At 62.6% G+C, this 19,843-nt stretch carries 17 protein-coding genes, 1 pseudogene and 1 riboswitch; of the genes and pseudogenes, 7 read left to right on the forward strand and 11 right to left on the reverse strand.

Annotated elements, in window-relative coordinates; translation table 11 throughout:
- Positions 1-141: 141 nt before the first annotated feature.
- Positions 142-228, reverse strand: a riboswitch (glycine riboswitch).
- A gap of 174 nt (positions 229-402) precedes the next feature.
- Positions 403-1,404: a hypothetical protein gene (locus LB555_RS07110; protein WP_224682538.1), complete on the forward strand. Its 1,002-nt coding sequence runs from the start codon at positions 403-405 to the stop codon at positions 1,402-1,404.
- Here LB555_RS07110 and LB555_RS07115 read toward each other — a convergent pair.
- From LB555_RS07115 to LB555_RS07145, 7 genes are all read right to left on the reverse strand, one after another.
- The gene (locus LB555_RS07115) at positions 1,365-1,838 is read right to left on the reverse strand and encodes a GNAT family N-acetyltransferase (protein ID WP_411970756.1); all 474 of its coding nucleotides are present in this window, start codon (positions 1,836-1,838) and stop codon (positions 1,365-1,367) included. The genes LB555_RS07110 and LB555_RS07115 overlap by 40 nt on opposite strands.
- Positions 1,838-2,629 carry a molybdopterin-binding protein gene (locus LB555_RS07120; RefSeq protein WP_140616171.1) on the reverse strand — a complete coding sequence of 264 codons (792 nt, stop codon included), beginning with the start codon at positions 2,627-2,629 and terminating at the stop codon, positions 1,838-1,840. Before LB555_RS07120 ends, LB555_RS07115 begins: the two co-directional genes overlap by 1 nt.
- Position 2,630: 1 nt before the next feature.
- Entirely contained in the window at positions 2,631-3,512 is an 882-nt protein-coding gene (locus LB555_RS07125; protein ID WP_224527948.1) for a cytochrome b/b6 domain-containing protein, read from the reverse strand.
- A gap of 97 nt (positions 3,513-3,609) precedes the next feature.
- Positions 3,610-4,287 (reverse strand): DUF1345 domain-containing protein, encoded by a 678-nt coding sequence (locus LB555_RS07130; RefSeq protein ID WP_015317608.1) that lies wholly within the window; start codon positions 4,285-4,287, stop codon positions 3,610-3,612.
- Between the two features lie 30 nt (positions 4,288-4,317).
- Positions 4,318-4,785: a YaiI/YqxD family protein gene (locus LB555_RS07135; protein WP_140723596.1), complete on the reverse strand. Its 468-nt coding sequence runs from the start codon at positions 4,783-4,785 to the stop codon at positions 4,318-4,320.
- A 64-nt stretch (positions 4,786-4,849) separates the two neighbouring features.
- A complete protein-coding gene (gene gfa, locus LB555_RS07140) occupies positions 4,850-5,419 on the reverse strand; it encodes an S-(hydroxymethyl)glutathione synthase (RefSeq protein ID WP_224682540.1) in 570 nt (189 codons plus the stop codon).
- 68 nt (positions 5,420-5,487) lie between these two features.
- Entirely contained in the window at positions 5,488-6,615 is a 1,128-nt protein-coding gene (locus LB555_RS07145) for an S-(hydroxymethyl)glutathione dehydrogenase/class III alcohol dehydrogenase (RefSeq protein WP_224682541.1), read from the reverse strand.
- A gap of 249 nt (positions 6,616-6,864) precedes the next feature.
- Between LB555_RS07145 and LB555_RS07150 the strand changes: the two genes are divergently transcribed.
- The 3 genes from LB555_RS07150 to LB555_RS07160 all read left to right on the forward strand — a co-directional run bounded on the left by LB555_RS07150 (position 6,865) and on the right by LB555_RS07160 (position 13,389).
- Positions 6,865-8,877, forward strand: a complete 2,013-nt coding sequence (locus tag LB555_RS07150) for an acetyl/propionyl/methylcrotonyl-CoA carboxylase subunit alpha (RefSeq protein WP_224682542.1) — start codon at positions 6,865-6,867, stop codon at positions 8,875-8,877.
- Positions 8,878-8,984: 107 nt separating this feature from the next.
- Positions 8,985-12,530 carry a DNA polymerase III subunit alpha gene (gene dnaE, locus LB555_RS07155; RefSeq protein WP_224682543.1) on the forward strand — a complete coding sequence of 1,182 codons (3,546 nt, stop codon included), beginning with the start codon at positions 8,985-8,987 and terminating at the stop codon, positions 12,528-12,530.
- 55 nt (positions 12,531-12,585) lie between these two features.
- On the forward strand, positions 12,586-13,389 hold the full coding sequence (locus LB555_RS07160) for a potassium channel family protein (protein ID WP_140661174.1): 804 nt from the start codon (positions 12,586-12,588) through the stop codon (positions 13,387-13,389).
- A 9-nt stretch (positions 13,390-13,398) separates the two neighbouring features.
- Here the strand turns inward: LB555_RS07160 and LB555_RS07165 are convergent, their stop codons facing one another.
- Positions 13,399-14,280, reverse strand: a complete 882-nt coding sequence (locus LB555_RS07165) for a DMT family transporter (protein WP_140723582.1) — start codon at positions 14,278-14,280, stop codon at positions 13,399-13,401.
- Between the two features lie 191 nt (positions 14,281-14,471).
- Here LB555_RS07165 and LB555_RS07170 point away from each other — a divergent pair, with 191 nt between their 5' ends.
- Positions 14,472-14,978: a hypothetical protein gene (locus LB555_RS07170; protein WP_015317615.1), complete on the forward strand. Its 507-nt coding sequence runs from the start codon at positions 14,472-14,474 to the stop codon at positions 14,976-14,978.
- A 6-nt stretch (positions 14,979-14,984) separates the two neighbouring features.
- On the opposite strand, the pseudogene LB555_RS07175 reads toward LB555_RS07170, so the two are convergent.
- Positions 14,985-16,312: pseudogene (locus LB555_RS07175) on the reverse strand (DNA polymerase IV).
- A gap of 65 nt (positions 16,313-16,377) precedes the next feature.
- On the opposite strand from LB555_RS07175, the gene LB555_RS07180 reads away from it, so the two are divergent.
- Both LB555_RS07180 and LB555_RS07185 read left to right on the forward strand, forming a co-directional pair.
- Positions 16,378-16,965, forward strand: coding sequence for a GNAT family N-acetyltransferase (locus LB555_RS07180; RefSeq protein WP_224682544.1), 588 nt, complete (start codon positions 16,378-16,380; stop codon positions 16,963-16,965).
- Between the two features lie 78 nt (positions 16,966-17,043).
- Entirely contained in the window at positions 17,044-18,618 is a 1,575-nt protein-coding gene (locus LB555_RS07185) for a hypothetical protein (protein WP_224682545.1), read from the forward strand.
- Positions 18,619-18,692: 74 nt separating this feature from the next.
- On the opposite strand, the gene LB555_RS07190 is transcribed toward LB555_RS07185, so the two are convergent.
- Together LB555_RS07190 and LB555_RS07195 are read right to left on the reverse strand one after the other, a co-directional pair.
- Positions 18,693-19,346, reverse strand: coding sequence for a hypothetical protein (locus tag LB555_RS07190; protein ID WP_140661176.1), 654 nt, complete (start codon positions 19,344-19,346; stop codon positions 18,693-18,695).
- Positions 19,343-19,642, reverse strand: a complete 300-nt coding sequence (locus LB555_RS07195) for a DUF3572 domain-containing protein (RefSeq protein WP_140661177.1) — start codon at positions 19,640-19,642, stop codon at positions 19,343-19,345. Before LB555_RS07195 ends, LB555_RS07190 begins: the two co-directional genes overlap by 4 nt.
- Between the last annotated feature and the right edge of the window lie 201 nt (positions 19,643-19,843).

Consider the following 19,843-nt stretch of genomic DNA (forward strand, 5'->3'; position numbering starts at 1 on the left):
CAGAGTCGCACGCAATCGGCCGCTGATGGCGACCAGTCCGTGCCCCTCTGTCTGAAGCCTGAGAGACTCGCGCAGCCGGAACTCTGTCAGCGGCGCTTACACCTTCGGCGCGGGGGCAAGCCCCGACTTTCCAGAGTGTCTTTCCCGTCTACGGTTCTTTTGCCTGAGAGATTTCGGGCGATTTCCCCTTCGGCGGCAGCTCTCGCTGCTCTCTCCCGCAAACAGGTAGGACTCAAAACCCTGAGCCCTCGACGCGCCATCCATAGCCCGTCGACGACACCTTGTCACCTCCCAGCGACATTGTTCTGACAAGTCTTCGCTAACCACGCCGTTTGCCGGTTTTTCAAGACACTCCTGATAAAGCTGACCGATGTGACGCGTTGGGGCGGACGGGGACGACAGATGGGCGAGTTGATCATGAGTGCTCCGGTGGCGGGGCTGACTTCGAAGAACCGCATTGCTTCAGAGGACGTCGTGATGCTGCGCCGCGACGTGTTCGCCGACGGCGTGGTGAGCCGGGGCGAAGCCGAGGCCTTGTTCGCGCTCAACCAGACGGCGCGGGACAAATGCGCGGAATGGGCGCCGTTCTTCGTCGAGGCGGTCACCGACTACATCGTTCATCAGGAAAAGCCCTTGGGCTACATTTCGGGGGAGAATGCCGACTGGCTGGTCCGCACGATTTCGCGCGACGGCATGGTCGACAGCCGGACCGAACTCGAATTGCTGGTCCATGTGCTGGAAGAGGCGAAATCCTCGCCGAGCCGGCTTTGCGTCTACGCGCTGGAGCAGGTCGCCCACGCCGTCGTCGACGGTAAGGGACCGCTGATGCTCGGCGGCGCGCTGGTGCCCGGACTGATCGCCGGGGCCGAAGTCGAGCTTTTGCGCCGCATCCTCCATGCCCATGGTGGCGACGGCAACATCGCCATCACCCAGGCCGAGGCCGAGGTGCTGTTCAGGATCAACGAGCGGACCGCCCAGGCCAATAACGATCCGTCGTGGAACGACCTGTTCGTCAAGGCGATCGCCAATTTCGTCATGTGCTCGGCCGGTTATGAGGCGCCCACCCGCGAGGTGGCGCTGCGCCGGGAAACTTTCCTCGATCATACCGATCCGGAAATCGGCGGCTTCTTCAGCCGCATGGTCTCCGGCGGTCTTGCCGGTGTCATCGAGGCCTACCGCTCTCCTGACGACATAGAGACCGAATGGGAGGCCAAGAACAGGGCCGCCGAGGCGCTGGCCCGCCGTGCCGAGACGATCGATGCCGGTGAGGCAAAGTGGCTGGTCGGACATATCGGGGTGAACCGGCCCTTGTACGAGAATGAGCGCGCACTGCTGACCCTGATCAAGCATGCCTCGCCGGAAATTCACCCGGCGCTGAAGCCGTTGCTCGACAAGGTTGCCTGAGACGCGCCGTCCGCTGCTATCGTTTTGCAAAGAATGATATTGGAATGGCCTTCAGGCCATCCCGAGAATTCGGCCATACGCTCGAAGCCAGCCTTTTCATAGAGACCTGGTGCCTGGAAGTCGTGGCTGGAGACCCAGATTTTCCTGACGCCGCGATCGGCGGCCTCCGCGATAAAGGCGTCGAGCAACTGCCTTGCGTAGCCGCGACCTCGGTGAGCCTCGTCTATCCACATCAAGGTCAGTTCGGACATGCCCGCCCAGGAGTAGCCGGCGGCTACTCCGACCGCGTGTCCCGCACCATCGCGGACGACAAAGGTCAGCCCTCGGTCATCGTCGCGGTCGATCATACGTCGGTTATCGCGGTTGAGACGATCCTCGAGCGAACTCAATTCCATGGGGGACAAATCGTGCTCGGCCCGTATGCGAGGGACCATCAAATCCCGCCATACCAGTCATAGCCGTTGTCTTCCCAATAGCCGCCCCGGCCGCCGCCGATAGTGGCGAAGCCATCGACCAGTTCGATCTTGTAGAGATATTTCGGCATTTTGTAGCCGAGCTGGCGCTCGACGCGGACACGCAGCGGCGCGCCGTTCTCGACCGGCAGCGGCTTGCCGTTCAGGCCGTAGGCAAGGATCGTTTGCGGATGGCGGGCATCGATGAGGTCGATCGTGCCGTAATATTTGATGTCGCCTGACAGGCTGCGGTCGATCGTGTCGAGGCAATGGAACATGACATAGCGCGCCTGTGGCTTGACCACCGCCTGGTCGAGCAGCAGCGCCAGTGGCGTGCCGGTCCATTTGGCGATGCAACTCCAGCCTTCGACGCAATCGTGTCGGGTGATCTGGGTGCGGCTCGGCATGTTCATGAGCTGCTCGCGGGTGAGTGACAGCGGCTTTTCCACGAGGCCTGACACCTCCAGTCGCCAATCGGCGAAGTTGTTGGCGAGCAGGGCCTTGTAAGCGTCGTCGTCCGGCGCGGTCACGCCGTTCGGCCGCATTGGCTGACGGATATCAGCCTCGGTGAATTCGGGCGCCAGCGAATTGCCGCCGCCGAGCAACCGTTGTGCCTTGTGGGTCAGGCCATTGGCGTTTTCGAGGAAGCTGCGCAGGCCGCTGCCGATGCTGAGCTGGCTGTCGAAGGCGTCGCAGCCCGACAGCATGATGCCGGACGCGCCGAGGCCGGCGGCGGTGAGGAACTTTCGGCGGCTTATCTCAAATTTCGCCATCTCAGGCACTCCTCTCGGACGTTTTGTCGTCATGCACGGGAGGATCGGTGCGGTACCAGCCGGTAATGATCGAGCGCAGTTCGTTGATCGGGCCGGCGGCGAGGATCATCAGGATGTGAATGACGAAGAAGGCGACCAGCAGCACCATGACGGTGAAATGGATGGTGCGTGCCGTCTGCCGGCCACCGGTCAATTCATTGAGGAAGGGCAGCACCGAATTCATGCTCGGCGACATTGCAAGGCCGGTGATGATCATCAGTGGCAAGAGCACGAACAGCACGCCGCCATAGGCCATCTTCTGCAGCGTGTTGTATTCGCGCGTGTGGTGGAATTTCAGCCTGGCGTGGTTGGCGACGTCCCGGGGCAAGCGTTTGAGGTCATCCAGGCGAGGCGCCAGATCGCGGCGGATGTGGCCGTTGATCAGGCTGGCGACGAGCCAGACGATCAAGGTCGTCGTCAATACCCAGGCGAAGAAGAAATGGATCACGCGGGCGGTGCCGAGGTCATAGTAGGACGGGATCGTCGCCCAGGACGGGAAACCGCGCGCCGTCTCGTTACCGGTCGGGCCCGACCAGCCAAGGACGCCTGTCGTGTCAAAGCGGTGCCCGAAGATTTCGGTGTAGCCGCGCGGCCCGGCATTGGTGTTTTCGGCGCCTATGGCGAAAATGGTGTTGTTGTAGTCGAAGCCGGATTGCTTGCCGATGTAGAGCTGCGGGCGGGCATTGAAGATCTGCAGGCCGGACAGCAGCATGAAAAACAACGAGATGGCCCAGAGCCAGTGTGTCAGCCGCGTCCAGCGCGACTGCCGGTAGATCAATGTTTTCTCTTTTGACGCGGGGGCGCCCGGTCCAATTTCGGATTGGCTTCTGGCAACCGATTCCATCTTGTCTGGTCTCCCGGCCTTGCGGCTTGTCCTAAGCGTTCATTGTCCTCTTGATACGTCGCGATCCAAACCGATGTTTCATGCGATCACGGATTTATTACGGACCGCCCAGGCTGACGGCGAGATTGACGGCGGCGGCGACAATGACCGTATTGAAGAAGAACGACAGGACCGAGTGGACAAGCACGACGCAGCGCATGTGCGTCGTCGAGATGTTGGTGTCGGCGGTCTGCGCCGTCATGCCGATGACGGTCGAGAAATAGAGGAAATCCCAGCCCTCGGGGCGTTTGTCGCCCGGGAACAGCAGGCCGCCGACCGGAATCTTCTTATTGGTGCCGGCGTCGACCGCGTCGCCGTCCATCCAGTAGACATGGGCATAGTGGAGCGCAGCCATGGCATGGATGGTGAACCAGCCGAGCGGGATCGACAGCAGTGCGAAGCCGAGTTCGATCGGGTGATCCCCATCCTTGCGATTGATCAGCAGGAACAGGGAGACAAGGGCAACGCCGACGACAACGAGCGTGACCGCGAAGATCACCAGCACCGGCTGATCGGTGGCGCGTGCATTCTTGCTCAGATACTTGCCGGTGAATTTGGGCATCTGGCTGACGACAAGAAGGACGTAAGCGGCAAAAAATATGTTGGCGCCGATCGAATAGGCGAGTGGGGCGTGCAGCAGCAGCGCCACAAGCAGCGCAAACGCACCGATACAGGCCGACACCGCGAACAGCATGTGGCGCTGCATCGGTTTCTTGATCGGGGTTTCGGCGGCCATGGCGGTCTCCACCTGGATGGCGCTTTGTTGCTAGCCCGGTGTGGCGGATTTCAGCGCGCGCCGCAAGATGCGGTCAAGTTCACCCAGGAACCGGGAACGATCCTGCGGCGCGAAGCTGGCATTGTAGCCCTTGCTCTCGCCGGTTTCGCGCAAATGCTGCTTGAGGTCCCGCATCGCCACCGCCATGCCGATCGTCTCGGGCGTGAACGGCCGCCCGGTCGGTCCCAACACATGCGCGCCGAGCGCCACCGTGCGGGCGGCGAGCGGAATGTCCGCCGTCACCACGATGTCGTTGGGCTTGGTGTTCTCGACGATCCAGTCGTCGGCGGCATCGGCACTCTTGGAGACCACGACATTGCGGATCATCGGGTCGCGGGAGGGGCGCAGACCGCCATTGGAAACATAGGTGATGACGACGCCATGGCGTTCGGCGACCTTTTCTACCTCGGCCTTGACCGGGCATGCGTCGGCGTCGACGTAGATGGCGGGTGCGGGCATTGTCTCTCCGGAAACGAGCAAGGGCCGGAAACATATCCGGCCCCTGCCTGAAATCTCTCGGTGGTCAGGCCGGCAGGGCGCCGGATTTCTTCGCCGTCCAGGTGGCGATATAGTCCATCAGGCCCGGATTGAGGCAGTCATAAGGTTCCAGCCCGATCGTCTTCAGCCTGCCGCGAATGCCGTCCATGCGGCTTGGGTCGACACCCGATTCGATGATCGAGGAGACGAAGGCGGTGAAGCCCGGAGGCGACCAGCCGTCTTCCTCGAAGCGCTCGGGATGGATGAAGGACAGGCCCTTGAACGGATGGTCGCGCTCGACCGGCCCGTGCATGTGGACGCCGCATTGGGTGCAGGCATGACGCTGGATCAGCGCCGAGGGGTCGACCACCTTGAGCTTGTCGCCGTTCTCGGTGACGGTGACATCGCCGGTGCCGGCGACGGCAACCACCGAGAACACAGCACCTTCGGGCTTCCAGCATTTGGTGCAGCCACAGGCGTGGTTGTGGGCGATCTGGCCCTTGACCTTCACCTTGACCGGCTTGCTGGTGCAGGCGCAGACCAGCGTGCCGCCGGCAAAGCTGGCGCTCTCCTTGGGCAGCCCATTGTCGATCTTTGGGTGCAGTTTCTCCGCCATTGTTTCTCTCCTCCCATGTTTCACCACAGGGGTCGCTGGCCGGATGGCCGGCGGCGTGTGGCTGTCTTTTAGTAAACCACGACACTCCTGATCGACTTGCCCTCATGCATGAGGTCGAATCCCTTGTTGATGTCCTCGAGCTTCAGCGTGTGGGTGATCATCGGGTCGATCTGGATCTTGCCGTCCATGTACCAGTCGACGATTCTGGGCACGTCGGTGCGGCCGCGCGCACCGCCGAAGGCGGTGCCCATCCAGCTGCGTCCGGTGACCAGCTGGAACGGCCGGGTCGAGATCTCCTGGCCGGCGCCGGCGACGCCGATGACGACCGACTTGCCCCAGCCGCGATGCGAGGCCTCCAGTGCCTGGCGCATGACCTTGGTGTTGCCGGTGCAGTCGAATGTGTAGTCGGCGCCGCCGATCTGGTCGGCTCCGCGCTTGGTCATGTTGACGAGGTGGGGCACGATGTCGCCGTCGATCTCCTTCGGATTGACGAAATGCGTCATGCCGAATCGCTCGCCCCATTCCTTCTTGTCGTTGTTCAGGTCGACACCGATGATCATGTCGGCGCCGGCAAGCTTCAGGCCCTGGATGACGTTGAGGCCGATGCCGCCGAGGCCGAAGACCACTGCGGTCGCGCCTTGCTCGACCTTTGCCGTGTTGATGACGGCACCCACGCCGGTGGTCACCCCGCAGCCGATGTAGCAGATCTTGTCGAAGGGCGCGTCGGGATTGACCTTGGCCACCGCGATCTCCGGCAGCACGGTGAAGTTGGAGAAGGTCGAGCAGCCCATATAATGAAACAATTTTTCGCCTCCGATCGAGAAGCGCGAGGTGCCGTCCGGCATCAGGCCCTGGCCCTGCGTGGCGCGGATGGCGGTGCACAGATTGGTCTTCCTCGACAAACACGACGGGCACTGCCGGCATTCGGGCGTATAGAGCGGGATGACATGGTCGCCCTTCCTGACCGAGGTGACGCCCTTGCCGACATCGACAACCACGCCGGCGCCTTCATGGCCGAGGATGGCCGGGAACAGGCCTTCCGGATCGGCGCCCGACAATGTGAATTCGTCGGTGTGGCAGATGCCGGTCGCCTTGATCTCGACCAGCACCTCGCCATCGCGCGGTCCATCAAGGTCGACCTCCATGATCTCCAGCGGTTTTCCGGCGGCGACAGCGACAGCGGCGCGGGTTTTCATCGGGCAATTCCTCCAAAGGCGATTTTGAGCCAAGGTTTCAGGTTTTGAGCTGCTCATCAACTCTCAGATGAGACGAAATCTTGGCTTTCTTGACGCAGATAGCACACCGTCGACAACCAGCCCGGCTCGGCAGGGGAGTGCGACGGAAGCATTGGGAGGGACGCCCGTCATGTCGTCCGCTGCGGCACTTGAGACCTGGCGACATAGTCCATAGAACTGAACCATCTGCCGGAGGGGAATTCTGCCCGCATGTTCACCAAGATCCTGATCGCCAATCGTGGCGAGATCGCCTGCCGCGTCATCAGGACGGCGCGCAAGATGGGCATTGCCACGGTCGCCGTCTATTCCGACGCCGATCGCGATGCCGTGCATGTCGAAATGGCCGACGAGGCGGTGCATATCGGGCCGTCGCCTGCCGCGCAGAGCTACCTCGTTCCTGAAAAGATCATCGCGGCCTGCAAGGCGACGGGCGCTCAGGCCGTGCACCCCGGCTATGGCTTCCTGTCCGAGCGAGCCGCGTTCTGCGAAGCCCTGGAAGCGGAAGGCATCGTCTTCATCGGGCCGAAACCCAGGGCAATCAAGGCGATGGGCGACAAGATCGAGTCGAAGAAATTCGCCAACGCCGCCGAGGTTTCGACGGTTCCGGGTTGGCTCGGCGTCATCGAGAATGCCGATCACGCCGAAAAGATCGCCGGCGAGATCGGCTATCCCGTGATGATCAAGGCCTCGGCCGGTGGCGGCGGCAAAGGCATGCGCATCGCCTGGGACCAATCGGAAGTACGTGACGGATTCGACCGGGCGCGCTCGGAAGCCAAGAGTTCGTTCGGCGACGACCGTGTCTTCATCGAAAAGTTCGTGGTCGACCCGCGTCACATCGAAATCCAGGTGCTGGCCGACGGGCATGGCAACGCGCTCTATCTTGGCGAACGCGAATGCTCGATCCAGCGCCGCAACCAGAAGGTGGCGGAAGAGGCGCCATCGCCTTTCCTCGATGCCAAGACGCGCAAGGCGATGGGCGAGCAGTCGGTGGCGTTGGCCAGGGCTGTCGACTACCAGAGCGCCGGCACCGTCGAGTTCATCGTCGATAAGGACAAGAACTTCTATTTCCTTGAAATGAATACGCGATTGCAGGTTGAGCATCCGGTGACCGAACTCGTCACCGGCATCGATCTGGTCGAGCAGATGATCCGCGTCGCCGCCGGCGAAGAGCTCGCCATCAAGCAGAGCGACATCAAGCTGAACGGCTGGGCGGTGGAAAGCCGGCTCTACGCCGAGGATCCCTATCGCAATTTCCTGCCCTCGATCGGCCGGCTGACACGCTACCGGCCACCCGAGGAAGGCCGCTTCGGCGATGTCGTCATCCGCAACGACACCGGTGTCACCGAAGGCTCGGAAATCTCCATGTTCTACGATCCGATGCTGGCCAAGCTGTGCACCTGGGCGCCGACGCGGCTCGAGGCCATCGACGCCATGTCGGAAGCGCTGGACAGCTTTGTCGTCGACGGCATCGAGCACAACATACCGTTCCTGGCGGCGCTGATGCAGCATCCACGCTGGCGGGAAGGGGCGATATCGACCGGCTTCATCGCGGAGGAATATCCCGACGGTTTTGCCCCCGTCGTGCCGAACAGCGAGGAAAAAGCCGTTCTGGCATCGATCGCGACCGCGGTGGAACTGCTGCGCCGCGATCGTCTCGACCGGCTGGGCGGGCGGCTGGCGCCGCATTCGGGAGCGCTCAAGCGCGAATGGGTGGTGAAGATCGGCGAAGAGTATTTGTCGGCGTCGATCCTCGAAGGCATGATTTCCATCCCGATGGAAATGGACCTGTCCATCGATTGCGGCAAGGCGCTGACAGTTTCGTCCGATTGGCGGCCCGGCGATCTCATCTGGCGCGGCACGGTCGGCAAGCGCAGGGTTGCCGCCCAGATCCGTCCTGTCGCCAATGGCCTCCGCATCGCCTGGAAAGGCATGTCGGTGACCGCGCGCGCCATGCTGCCGCGCACCGCCGAATTGGAACGGCTGATGCCGGAGAAAATAGCGCCGGACACGTCGAAACTGCTGCTCTGCCCGATGCCGGGCCTCGTCGTGTCGATCGCCGTTGTCGAAGGCCAGGAGGTCAAGGCGGGCGAGACGCTGGCCGTGGTCGAGGCGATGAAGATGGAAAACGTTCTGCGCGCCGAGCGCGACCTCGTCGTGGCGAAACTCAATGCCAAGCCGGGCGACAGCCTTGCCGTCGACGCGGTGATCATGGAATTCGCCTGAACGGCTGGAAGCCTGTGGGTCGGTAGTCGTTTGTGCTGGACTGGTATCGCCCGGTCCCGGACAATACATCTCCATCGACTCAAGTCTTACGGACAGCGCGAGAAACCATGGCGGATGAGAGACTTCCACGCGATCCCCTGAAGCGCGAGGCCGCGATCGCGGGCGCGCGGCCCGCGGGGCCCGCGCGGCCGGAGGTGCCGGCGCGGCCGTTCGTCCATCTGCGCGTGCACTCGGCCTATTCGCTGCTGGAAGGCGCGCTGCAACTCGGCAAGATCGTCGGCCATGCCGTCAAGGACGAAGCGCCAGCGATCGCGGTGACCGACACCAACAATTTGTTCGGCGCCTTGGAGTTCGCCCAGAAGGCGGTGAAGGACGGCATCCAGCCGATCATCGGCTGCCAGATCGCGCTTGCCTTTTCCGGCGAAAACAGCGACGGCCAGCGTGACCGTCGTCGGCAAGGTCCCGATATGCGGCCGGTCGTGCTGATCGCGGCGACCGAAACCGGCTATTCCAATCTCGTCCGGCTGGTCAGCCGCGTTTACCTTGAAACACCGCCCGGCGAAGCGGTGCACCTGACCACCGAAATGATGGACGGCCAATGTGACGGCCTGATTTGTCTTAGTGGCGGGCCGCGCGGCCCGATCGGCATGGCCCTGAAGGAAGATCGCCGCGATCTTGCCGAAGCGCGGCTGGTAACGCTCAAGGCGATGTTCGGCGACCGGCTCTATGTCGAGCTGGACCGGGTTTCGGGGTACGACCGGATGATCGAGAAATCCTCGATCGATCTCGCCTATGCCCATGAATTGCCGCTGGTTGCCACCAACGAGGCGTTCTTCTCGTCGCGCGACGAGTATGAGGCGCATGACGCGTTGATCGCCATCGCCGAGGGGTCGGTTGTCGCCGTCGACACCCGCCGCCGGCTGTCGCCGGACAATTTCCTGCGCAGCCAGGCCGATATGGCGAAATTGTTCGCCGACCTGCCTGAAGCCATCGACAACACCGTCGAGATCGCCCTGCGCTGCTCCTACTATCCAAAAACCCGCAGTCCGATCCTGCCGCGTTTCACGGGCGGCGATGCCTCCGACAAGGACGCCGCCGAAAAGGCCGAGGCCGAGGAACTGGCCCGTCAGGCGCGCGAGGGGCTCGATGCACGGCTCGCCTTGCACGGACCGACACCGGGCTACACGGTCGAGCAGTATCGAGAGCGGCTCGAATTCGAGCTTGGCATCATCGAGAAGATGAAATTCCCCGGCTACTTCCTGATCGTTGCCGACTTCATCAAATGGGCCAAGGCGCAAGGCATTCCGGTCGGGCCGGGGCGTGGTTCGGGCGCTGGTTCGCTGGTTGCCTATTCGACCACCATCACCGACATCGATCCGCTGCGTTTCTCGCTGCTGTTCGAACGCTTCCTCAATCCGGACCGCGTTTCGATGCCCGATTTCGACATCGATTTCTGCCAGGACCGTCGCGAAGAGGTGATCCGCTACGTCCAGCAGAAATACGGCCGCGACCAGGTCGGCCAGATCATCACTTTCGGTACGCTGCAGGCGCGCGCCGTGCTGCGCGACGTCGGCCGCGTGCTGCAGATGCCGTACGGCCAGGTCGACAAGCTGTCGAAAATGGTGCCGCAGAACCCGGCCAATCCGGTCAAGCTCGCCGACGCCATCGCCAACGAGCCGCGCTTTGCGGAGGAGGCCGAGAAAGAGCCGATCGTGCAGACGCTGCTCGACATGGCGCAGAAGCTGGAGGGCCTCTACCGCCACGCCTCGACGCACGCCGCCGGCATCGTCATTGGCGACCGACCGTTGTCGGAACTGGTGCCGATGTACCGCGATCCGCGCTCGGACATGCCTGTCACCCAGTTCAACATGAAATATGTCGAGCAGGCGGGGTTGGTGAAGTTCGACTTCCTCGGCCTGAAGACGCTGACGGTGCTGGAGACGGCCGTCAAGTTGATCCGCCGGCGCGGCATCGATATCGACCTGGCGACCATCCCGCTCGACGATCCCGAGACCTATGCGATGCTGTCGCGCGGCGAGGTGGTCGGCGTGTTCCAGGTGGAAAGTGCCGGCATGCGCAAGGCGCTGATCGGTATGCGGCCCGACTGCATCGAGGACATCATCGCGCTGGTTGCCCTCTACCGGCCGGGACCGATGGAGAACATCCCGACCTACAACGCCAGAAAGCATGGCGAGGAGGAGATGGCCTCGATCCATCCCAAGATCGACCATCTGGTGAAGGAGACGCAAGGCGTCATCGTCTACCAGGAACAGGTGATGCAGATCGCGCAGGAGTTGTCCGGCTATTCGCTTGGCGAAGCCGACCTTCTGCGGCGCGCCATGGGCAAGAAGATCCGCGCCGAGATGGACAAGCAGCGCGAACGCTTTGTCTCCGGCGCGGTCGAGCGCGGCGTCGCAAAGCCGCAAGCCGACTTCATTTTCGACCTGCTGGCAAAGTTCGCCGACTACGGTTTCAACAAGTCTCATGCGGCCGCCTACGCTGTCGTCTCCTACCAGACTGCCTATCTCAAGGCGCATTATCCGGTCGAGTTCCTGGCAGCGTCGATGACGCTAGACATGGGTAACACCGACAAGCTCGCCGACTTCCGCCAGGATGCGCTGCGCCTTGGCATCGAAGTCCTGGCGCCGTCAGTGATGACGAGTTTCCGTGCCTTCGAGGTCGGGGAGAACCGGATCTATTATTCGATGGCCGCGCTGAAGGGCGTCGGCGATGCCGCGGTGGAGCACATCGTCGCCGTTCGCGGCGAAAAGCCGTTCAAGAGCCTGGCCGATTTCTGCGAGAGGGTCGACCCGAAGATCGTCGGCAAACGGGTTTTCGAAAGCCTGATCATGGCCGGCGCGCTCGACTGCTTCGGCCACGACCGCGCCCAGATGTTGGCCGGCGTCGAGCGGATGATGGGGCTGGCGTCGCTCGCCCAGCAGAACGCCGTTTCGGGTCAGGCCGACATCTTCGGCGCCTCGCTCGGCGCACAGTCGCAGGCGCTCAATCTGCCGGCGACCGATCCGTGGCTCGCTGCCGACCGCCTGCACCGCGAGTTCCAGGTCGTCGGCTTCTATCTCTCGGCGCATCCGCTCGACGAGTACAAGGCGGCGCTGCAGAAGATGCGGGTGCAGAACTGGGCGGAGTTCTCCGCCGCCGTCAAGCGCGGTGCTTCCGCCGGCCGGCTTGCCGGCACCGTTACCAGCAAGCAGGAGCGCAAGACGCGCACCGGCAACAAGATGGGCGTGGTGGCCTTTTCGGACACCTCCGGCCAATACGAGGCCGTATTGTTTTCAGAAGGTTTGGCCCAGTATCGCGACCTCCTCGAAGCCGGCCGCTCGGTTGTCATCACTGTCGCGGCGGAGGACAGGCCCGAGGGCGTCAACCTGCGCATCAACTCCGTGCAATCGCTGGAGGACGAGGCAAGCCGCATCCAGAAGGCGCTGCGCATCTTCGTCAGGAACGATGGACCTGCCTCGATGATCCAATCCCAACTCACGCAGCGGGGTGAAAGCCAGGTGAGCATCATCGTGATCAAGGAAGAGGCGCAGGGCGAGGTCGAGATCGCTCTGCAAGGCGGCTATCGCGTCTCGCCACAGATCGCCTCGGCAATGCGCGCCGTGCCGGGCGTGATTGAAGTGGAACTGGTGTGATCTGCGCGCTTACCAGGCGGCACTCCGCGGGCCGGCACCGGCTGCTCATGCCAGCATGAAGGCCAAGGAGAGGCGTCCATCGCAGAACCTTTCCGCGACGGCGCGATTACGCGACAGGCTGCGCAGGCTCTATCACGGACGCTCGCCGGCCGCGTTCCGGTTCCAACTGGTGGCTGTCATCATCGACCTCGCCATCATCGCTTTTTTCATCGCCACCCCGGTCATCCAGCAGTCGCCCTCGTTTCTGTGGCTAGATTATGCCGTGGCGGCTCTCGTCGCCGCCGATCTGATTGCCAGGCTGCTCGCCTCCAACGACATGCTGCGCCTGACGAAGCAGCCGACCTTTTGGGTGGATGCCTTCATCCTTCTGACGCTGCTGATGCCGACGGCTCTCGCGAGCCTCGGCTTTCTGCGCATCCTGCGGCTATGGTCGCTGTCGCGCAGCGGTTCGATCTGGCGGCATTTCGAGATGCGTGGCCTGCGGCCCTGGCGCGAGGCAAGCCACGCGGTGATCAACCTTTTGACCTTTCTCTTTGTCATCACGGGCTTCGTCTACACGTTCTTTTTTCGCAACGGAGCCGGACTGGAAAACTACATCGACGCGCTTTACTTCACCGTCGCGACCGTGACGACGACAGGCTTCGGCGACATCGTGCTGCCGGGCATCGCCGGCAAGCTGACGGCGATCGTAACCATGATCATCGGCATATCGCTGTTCGTCAGGCTGGCGCAGGCGATCTTTCGGCCGGCCAAGGTGTTCTTTCCCTGTCCGCAATGCGGGTTGCAGCGTCACGAGCCGGACGCCGTACACTGCAAGGCGTGCGGACACGTGCTCAACATTCCAGACGAAGGGAACTGACCGGCAACGCTATGACGCCGCGACCTCTGCCGGCTTGACTGCCTTGCGCTGCAAGTTGAGCAGATTGCCCATCAGGATCAGCAATGCACCGCCAGCGGTGAAAGCGTCGATCTGCTCGCTGTAAAGCAGCCAGCCGATGAGGGCCGACAACGGTACACGCAGGAAATCCATCGGCGAAATGACGGTGGCGTCGGCATAGCCAAGCGCACGGGCCATGCAAAAATGCGAGGACATGCCGGTGAAGGCGATCAGCACGATCCATGGCCACAGTTCCAGCGGCGGGTTGCGCCACTCGTAAAGGGCTGGAACGAGGCCGACCACCGACTGGATGATCAGCATCCAGAAAATGATGCGCACGACGCTGTCCGTCCGCGTCAGCGACTTGACCAGGACCACCGAGATGCCGAAGCAAACCGCGGCGCCGAGCACGATGAGATGGCCCGGATCGACCGAGCCCACACCGGGACGAACGATGATCACCACCCCGATCAGGCCCAGCACGATCGCGGCAAGCTTTGGCCGGGACAACCTTTCACCAAGAAAGCTCACCGCCAAGATAGCCGTCCAGATCGGTGTGGTGAATTCGATCGAAATCAGCACGGCCAACGGAATCAAGGTCAATGCGTAGAGCCATGCCGCCTGCCCGGTATAGTGGATGACGTTTCTGGCGATATGAGCGACGGGACGCTGCGTGCGCATCGCCGCGAAGCCGCCGCTCATCATCACCAGCGGCAGCAGAATGAAGAACCCGATGACCGAGCGCAGTTCCAGCACCTGGAAGACGTTGAGCTCGGCGGTCGTGGCGCGGCCGGCGACCGACATCGCCAGGAACGAGGCGATCGACAGCGCCATCCAGAAAGCGGCCTTGGGGATCGAGGGGGTAGGTGCCATGTCAGCTATCTCGCAAGCCGGGGTTTTTGCCGCAACCACTAGCCGCCGCATTTGACTGGGCCAGAGATATTGGCGCGACGTTGCAAAACAGCCCTGTCGCGGGCGGAACCTGACATGGCAAGCCGCGTTGAGTCGCGATGTCCGCTTGAGCATCACCGATCGCCGTTCCACCCGTCACAAGGAGACCTTCGATGACATTACTCACGCGGTTTGTGCTTGCCGGGTGCCTGGCCGTCGCGGCCACAGCCGCGCATGCGGACGAGAGCAAATTTCTCCAATCCTTCAAGGGGAATTTCGCCGGCAAGGGAACCGTTCAGGTGACGACGCAGGCGCCAACGGTCAGCGTTTCCTGCACGTTCAAATCGAATGCGACATCGTCTTCGCTGTCCCTCGACGGCAACTGCCGCGGCCTGATCCTGGTGACACGCGCCATCAGTGCTCGCCTGAAGACCAGCGGCGCCAAATACAGCGGTGTCTATGTGGGATCGCGCACCGGACCGGCGCAGTTGAACGGAAGCCGTTCCGGCAATGCGATAAACCTCGCCATCCGCTGGGCCAAGGAGGTCAACGGCGACCGCGCCGCGCAGCTTACCGTGCAGAAAAACGGTGCGGACGGCATTGTCTTGACCGTGGTCGACCGCGATCCCAAGACCGGCAAGAGCGTGGTGACCAGCCGCATCGATCTTCGACGCAGCTGATCGGGTTCAATCTTCCAGCGGTTCCGGCGGATGGGCGTCGCGGCCCTTGCCGAAGGTGTAGCCGGTTTGCACCGCCTTGCGGCCGAACTTGTCGCGTAGCGCATCGATGGCGCCTTCGGCCATGGCGCGCTTGCGCGACTGCACATCGACCAAATCCGGCGGGTCGGCCTTGTCGTCGTCGGAGAGGTCGCTGACGCCGATGCCGAGCAATCGGAATTTCGTTCCGTCGGTCTCCTTGCGAAGAAGTTCCACGCCGGTCGAAAAGATGCGGTCGGCGAGCCGGGTCGGGTCGCCGAGCTGACGGTTGCGCGTGCGCAGCCTGAAGTCCTGGGTCTTCAGCTTCAGCACCACGGTGCGCCCGGCGATGCCTGATTTCTTCAGCCTCGCCGAGACTTTTTCCGAAAGGCCCCTCAGCACCGAGACAAGCTCGTCCAGTGAAGCGATATCGGTGTCGAAAGTGGTTTCGGCCGATACGCTCTTTGCGTCCTGGTCGGGGTCGACGCGGCGGACATCCTCACCGCGCGAAAGCCGGTAGAGCCGTTCGCCCATCACCCATAGCGGCGCATCAGGTCGCCACGCTCCATCTTCTGGAGCTGGCCGATCGTGCGGATGCCATCCTGTTCCAGCGTGGCGTTGAACGCCTTGCCGACGCCCCAGATCATGGTCACCGGCTGCGTGGCCAGAAAGCCGACCGCCTCCGCCTCGCCGATGACGGAAAAGCCGCGCGGTTTGCGGAAATCGGACGCTATCTTGGCGAGGAATTTGCAATAGGACAGGCCTGATGAAACGGTGATGCCGATCTCCTTCTCCACCGCCAGCGAAAAGCGCGCCAGCACCACGGCCGGTGGCAGTCCGTGCAGGCGCTCGGTGCCGGCGAGGTCGAGGAAGGCCTCATCGATCGACAACGGCTCGACCAGCGGTGTCAAAGCCTGCATCATGGCGCGCACCTCGCGGCCGACGGCCACGTACTTTTCCATGTTGGGCGCGATCACGACCGCCTCCGGGCAGGCCTCGAGCGCCTTGAACATCGGCATGGCGGAGCGCACGCCGCGGATGCGAGCGATGTAGCAGGCGGTGGAGACGACACCGCGCTTGCCGCCGCCGATGATCAGCGGCTTGTCCTTGAGCGCAGGGTTGTCGCGCTTCTCGATGGCCGCGTAGAAGGCGTCGCAATCGATATGGGCGAGGTGCAGCCGGTAAAGCTCGGGATGGCGGGCAAGGCGAGGGCTGCCGCAGCGTTCGCAACGGCGCGTTTCACTGCGCTGATAGGTCAGGCAGTCACGACAAAAACCGTGGTCGGGATTGTTGACAGGGGTCGCCATCGCTGCGAACATAAAGAGAACAAAACCAATGGTACGACAGCGCAAGGCCAGCGACAAGCCTGGCCTGGGGAGAACGCATGAGCACGACCGTAGTGCCGCTGGCGCCAGAGCTCTGGCCTGAATTCGAGGACCTTTTCGGCAAGCAGGGCGCCTGCTACGGCTGCTGGTGTACCCATTTCCGGCTGGCGCCGGCGGCGCGGCGCGAGAGCAGTCGTGAACGCAACAAGGATCACATCAAGGCGCGCATCGAAGCCGGCCCGCCGCCCGGCCTGCTGGCTTTCGAGGACGGCAAGGCGGTCGGCTGGATGCAGATCGGGCCACGCGCCGACGTGCCCGAATGGAACAACAAGGGCAGGGGCTCGGCGCCGATCGATCCCGCCGACGCGTCCGATCCGGCCGTTTGGGCGATCTCATGCTTTTTCATCCGCGCCAAGGCGCGCGGCAGGGGCATCACCCACCGCCTCGTCGAAGGCGGCATCGAGTTCGCCCGCAGGAACGGGGCGCGGCTCGTCGAGGCCTGCCCGATCGACCTGTCGCGCGATTCGCGTTCGATCGGCCTGTTTGTCGGGTCATCGGGAGTGTTCGAGAAAGCCGGGTTCGAAAGGCTTGTGAAGCGCAAGGCCGGTCGACCGCTGATGCGGCTGGTGTTGAAGCCGATTGCCTGACTGTCATCGTCTTGCAGTCGCGATGGTATTTCCCTACCAGAGATACGAGACCATTTTGCCTTTTCGACCGAACGGAGAATGCCCGTGAACCGTATGTTGCCTATTGCCTTTACCGCGTTCCTGCTGAGCGCGCCTGCTTTCGGCCAGACCGTCGACAGTCAGGGCGCCAAGCAATTGTCCGATGACCTGTCGCGCTATGTCGGCAAACAGGCGCTCGACAAGGGCATCCTGAAGGTTTCGGCCGAAGGCGACGCCTACAAGATCGTGGTTGATTTCAAGGCGCTGGCCAGCAGCTTTCCCGACCAGAAACTGGTGAAATTCGACCTTGCGCCCTACGCCCTGCTGGTCAAGCCGCGCAGCGACGGGTCCTGGGATGTCTCGATGGATTTTTCGCAGAGCGCCTCCTTTGAATTCAACGGCCCTCAGGGAAAGCAGAGCACGCAGTTCTCGATCAAGGATGGCAAGGGCAACGGCGTCTACGACCCCAAGTTGGCGGCCTTCACCAGCGCCACGAGTTCGATGGCCGGAATGACGATGTCGTCGCAGGACGCCAAGCAAAAGATGGATGTGACCGCCGGTGCCGGCACCGTGACGCTTTCCGCGACCAAGGCGAGCAATGGCGGCGTCGATTTCACGACGTCGCAAAAGATTTCGAACTTCGTCGAAGCGATAAAATTCGACGATGCCGAGAGCGGGCTGAATTTTCCCGTCACCGTGAAGTCGCCGGAATTTTCCGTGGAGGCCAGCGGTAAGGGCGTGCAGACCAAGCCTCTGCTCGATCTTCTGGCGTTTGCCGTGGCCAACGAGGACGAGAAGACGCTGAAGGCAAACCAGGCGCAGCTCAAGTCGCTTCTGCTTGCAGCGCTTCCGGTGTGGGAGCGTATCGACGGAACCTATGGTTTCAAGGACTTCGCGGTCGACAGCCCGATCGGCACGTTCGGAGCAACCCAGTTCGGCATAGCGTTCGGTTCCGACGGCGTCGCCCAGAACGGCAAGGTCAGGTATGGTATCAAGGCTTCGGGGCTGACCGTGCCGCAGCAGCTTTTGCCGAGCTGGAGCGTGGCATTGCTGCCCACCGATATCGACCTGAATTTCGGCGGTGCCAATATCGATCTCGACAGCATGGCGAAGAAAGCCATCGAAGCCTTTGATCTCAACCAGGATCCGCCGCTGCCGGCCGAGTTCGGCGACCAGCTCAAAGCCGACTTCCTGGCCAAGACGCCGAAGGTCGTCATCGGCCACAGTACCGTAAAGAACAAGGACATGGAGATCGCGCTGGAAGGTGAGATGACAAGCTTCGGCCAGAAACCCGACGCAAATCTCACTGTCGACGTCGCTGGCTTCGACAAGATCATGGAGCATCTGCAGGAAGCGGCGAAGGCGGAGCCGGAAGTCGGGCAGTACGTGCCTGTCGCTCTCATGGCGAAGGGTTTTGCCAAGACGCTGCCGGACGGCAAGCTGGAATGGGCTATCAACACCAAGGCCGACGGCTCGGTCACCGTCAACGGCGTCATGCTGAAGCCCGCCGACCCGGCGGTGGACGATAGCGTCGACGACGGTGACGGTTCGGACGATGAGAGCGGCGGCGATAATGGCGGTAGCGATAATGGCGGCGGCGCTAACGGCGGGGCAGGGGCGAAGCTCAATCCTTGAGTGTTCTGCCCTTGAGCAAATCCGGAACAGTGCGAACCGGTTCTTTCGTCCGGGATCGCACCAAAACGCCTGGATTAGAACCCCAGCGCGCCAGCGATCTTAGGCGCGGCTTCGTGCCAATCCTGGACGACGATGACATCGTCCGGGACCGATGGCAGGAACGTACGCAGCGAATTGTCGGCCATCAGATGGAATAGGTTTGCGTCGGCGACCGAGTCACGCACCGACGCCAGATTGGCTGGCTGATCGTCGACGAAGACCACCGGCCTGCCGCTCTTGCCGCGCAGTTTGGCTACCGCCGGGCCCTTGGCCATTTCGGTGGTCAGCAGCGGATAGGCTAGCCCCAGTGCATCGAGATGGGCGCGTCGCACGGCGCGATGCCGGTGCGGCATGGCTGTCAGCAATATGATTTCGGCACGGTCTCCAAGCCCGGTCAGGGCTTCCGCGGCGCCATCGGTGATGCTTTGCCAATCGGCTTGCGCGTCGAAGAAATCGCCGAGGAGTGCGGTGACTTCAGGTTGTCCGATCAGGCGGCCGCTGGCTGTCTCGGCAATGTTGCCGGTCAGCCGGAAGGACGCCAGCGTCAGGCCATAGCCGCGCGCCTTGAGGAAATGCGGGAAGGGCCGGATGAATTCGAGCACCACGTCATCGACATCGAGCACCAGCAGCGGTCGGTCGTCAGCCGCCAGTTCCTCGATCTGGCGCGCGGTTTCGGGATCATCGCTCATGTGGAGTGCTCGTGATTGTCATCGCCAAGCGGCAAGACGCGCAACGCCTTGCCGACAGCCGCTGGTGGCGTGCCGGTTTCCTCGGCGAAGCGCATTAAGGTCGGCTCGTGGGCGAGAATGAACTGCAGGACGCCGGCCATGAAACCCGGCTCGCCGGCCGCCCGGCGGATCGAATGCGCCTCTATTCCCGTGATTGCCAGAAAGCGCGGTAAAAGCTCCGGATCGGTGGCAACGAAGCCCAGTGCCTTGACGGCAATGGTTTCCGCCTCTTCGCGCATTGACGCTGCGTTTGCCATCACTACCTTCGGTGCGTGGAATGAGTCTCTCCCGCAGTAATGGCAAGAATTGCTTGCGGCAAGCCATTAGCGTGTGGCGCGCCTTTTGGACGCGCAGGGAGGCGAGGCGGAATTCGTGCTGCTTTGCAGGCTTCGGGTTTCCGTTTCGTCAATCATATTGCCGTATAGTGAAGCAGGGTTTGGTGCGTTCAAGGAAAGAGC

This window comes from Mesorhizobium sp. BR-1-1-10, from assembly GCF_020165595.1.
In the GTDB taxonomy this organism is placed as follows: Bacteria; Pseudomonadota; Alphaproteobacteria; order Rhizobiales; family Rhizobiaceae; genus Mesorhizobium; species Mesorhizobium australicum.

What these genes read in the sequence shown, in the direction of transcription:
- LB555_RS07110 (WP_224682538.1), top strand. Translation starts at nt 403, where the DNA reads ATGGGCGAGTTGATCATGAGTGCTCCGGTGGCGGGGCTGACTTCGAAG.
- LB555_RS07115 (WP_411970756.1), bottom strand. Translation starts at nt 1,838, where the DNA reads ATGGTCCCTCGCATACGGGCCGAGCACGATTTGTCCCCCATGGAATTG.
- LB555_RS07120 (WP_140616171.1), bottom strand. Translation starts at nt 2,629, where the DNA reads ATGGCGAAATTTGAGATAAGCCGCCGAAAGTTCCTCACCGCCGCCGGC.
- LB555_RS07125 (WP_224527948.1), bottom strand. Translation starts at nt 3,512, where the DNA reads ATGGAATCGGTTGCCAGAAGCCAATCCGAAATTGGACCGGGCGCCCCC.
- LB555_RS07130 (WP_015317608.1), bottom strand. Translation starts at nt 4,287, where the DNA reads ATGGCCGCCGAAACCCCGATCAAGAAACCGATGCAGCGCCACATGCTG.
- LB555_RS07135 (WP_140723596.1), bottom strand. Translation starts at nt 4,785, where the DNA reads ATGCCCGCACCCGCCATCTACGTCGACGCCGACGCATGCCCGGTCAAG.
- gfa (WP_224682540.1), bottom strand. Translation starts at nt 5,419, where the DNA reads ATGGCGGAGAAACTGCACCCAAAGATCGACAATGGGCTGCCCAAGGAG.
- LB555_RS07145 (WP_224682541.1), bottom strand. Translation starts at nt 6,615, where the DNA reads ATGAAAACCCGCGCCGCTGTCGCTGTCGCCGCCGGAAAACCGCTGGAG.
- LB555_RS07150 (WP_224682542.1), top strand. Translation starts at nt 6,865, where the DNA reads ATGTTCACCAAGATCCTGATCGCCAATCGTGGCGAGATCGCCTGCCGC.
- dnaE (WP_224682543.1), top strand. Translation starts at nt 8,985, where the DNA reads ATGGCGGATGAGAGACTTCCACGCGATCCCCTGAAGCGCGAGGCCGCG.
- LB555_RS07160 (WP_140661174.1), top strand. Translation starts at nt 12,586, where the DNA reads ATGAAGGCCAAGGAGAGGCGTCCATCGCAGAACCTTTCCGCGACGGCG.
- LB555_RS07165 (WP_140723582.1), bottom strand. Translation starts at nt 14,280, where the DNA reads ATGGCACCTACCCCCTCGATCCCCAAGGCCGCTTTCTGGATGGCGCTG.
- LB555_RS07170 (WP_015317615.1), top strand. Translation starts at nt 14,472, where the DNA reads ATGACATTACTCACGCGGTTTGTGCTTGCCGGGTGCCTGGCCGTCGCG.
- LB555_RS07180 (WP_224682544.1), top strand. Translation starts at nt 16,378, where the DNA reads ATGAGCACGACCGTAGTGCCGCTGGCGCCAGAGCTCTGGCCTGAATTC.
- LB555_RS07185 (WP_224682545.1), top strand. Translation starts at nt 17,044, where the DNA reads ATGCCCGTGAACCGTATGTTGCCTATTGCCTTTACCGCGTTCCTGCTG.
- LB555_RS07190 (WP_140661176.1), bottom strand. Translation starts at nt 19,346, where the DNA reads ATGAGCGATGATCCCGAAACCGCGCGCCAGATCGAGGAACTGGCGGCT.
- LB555_RS07195 (WP_140661177.1), bottom strand. Translation starts at nt 19,642, where the DNA reads ATGGCAAACGCAGCGTCAATGCGCGAAGAGGCGGAAACCATTGCCGTC.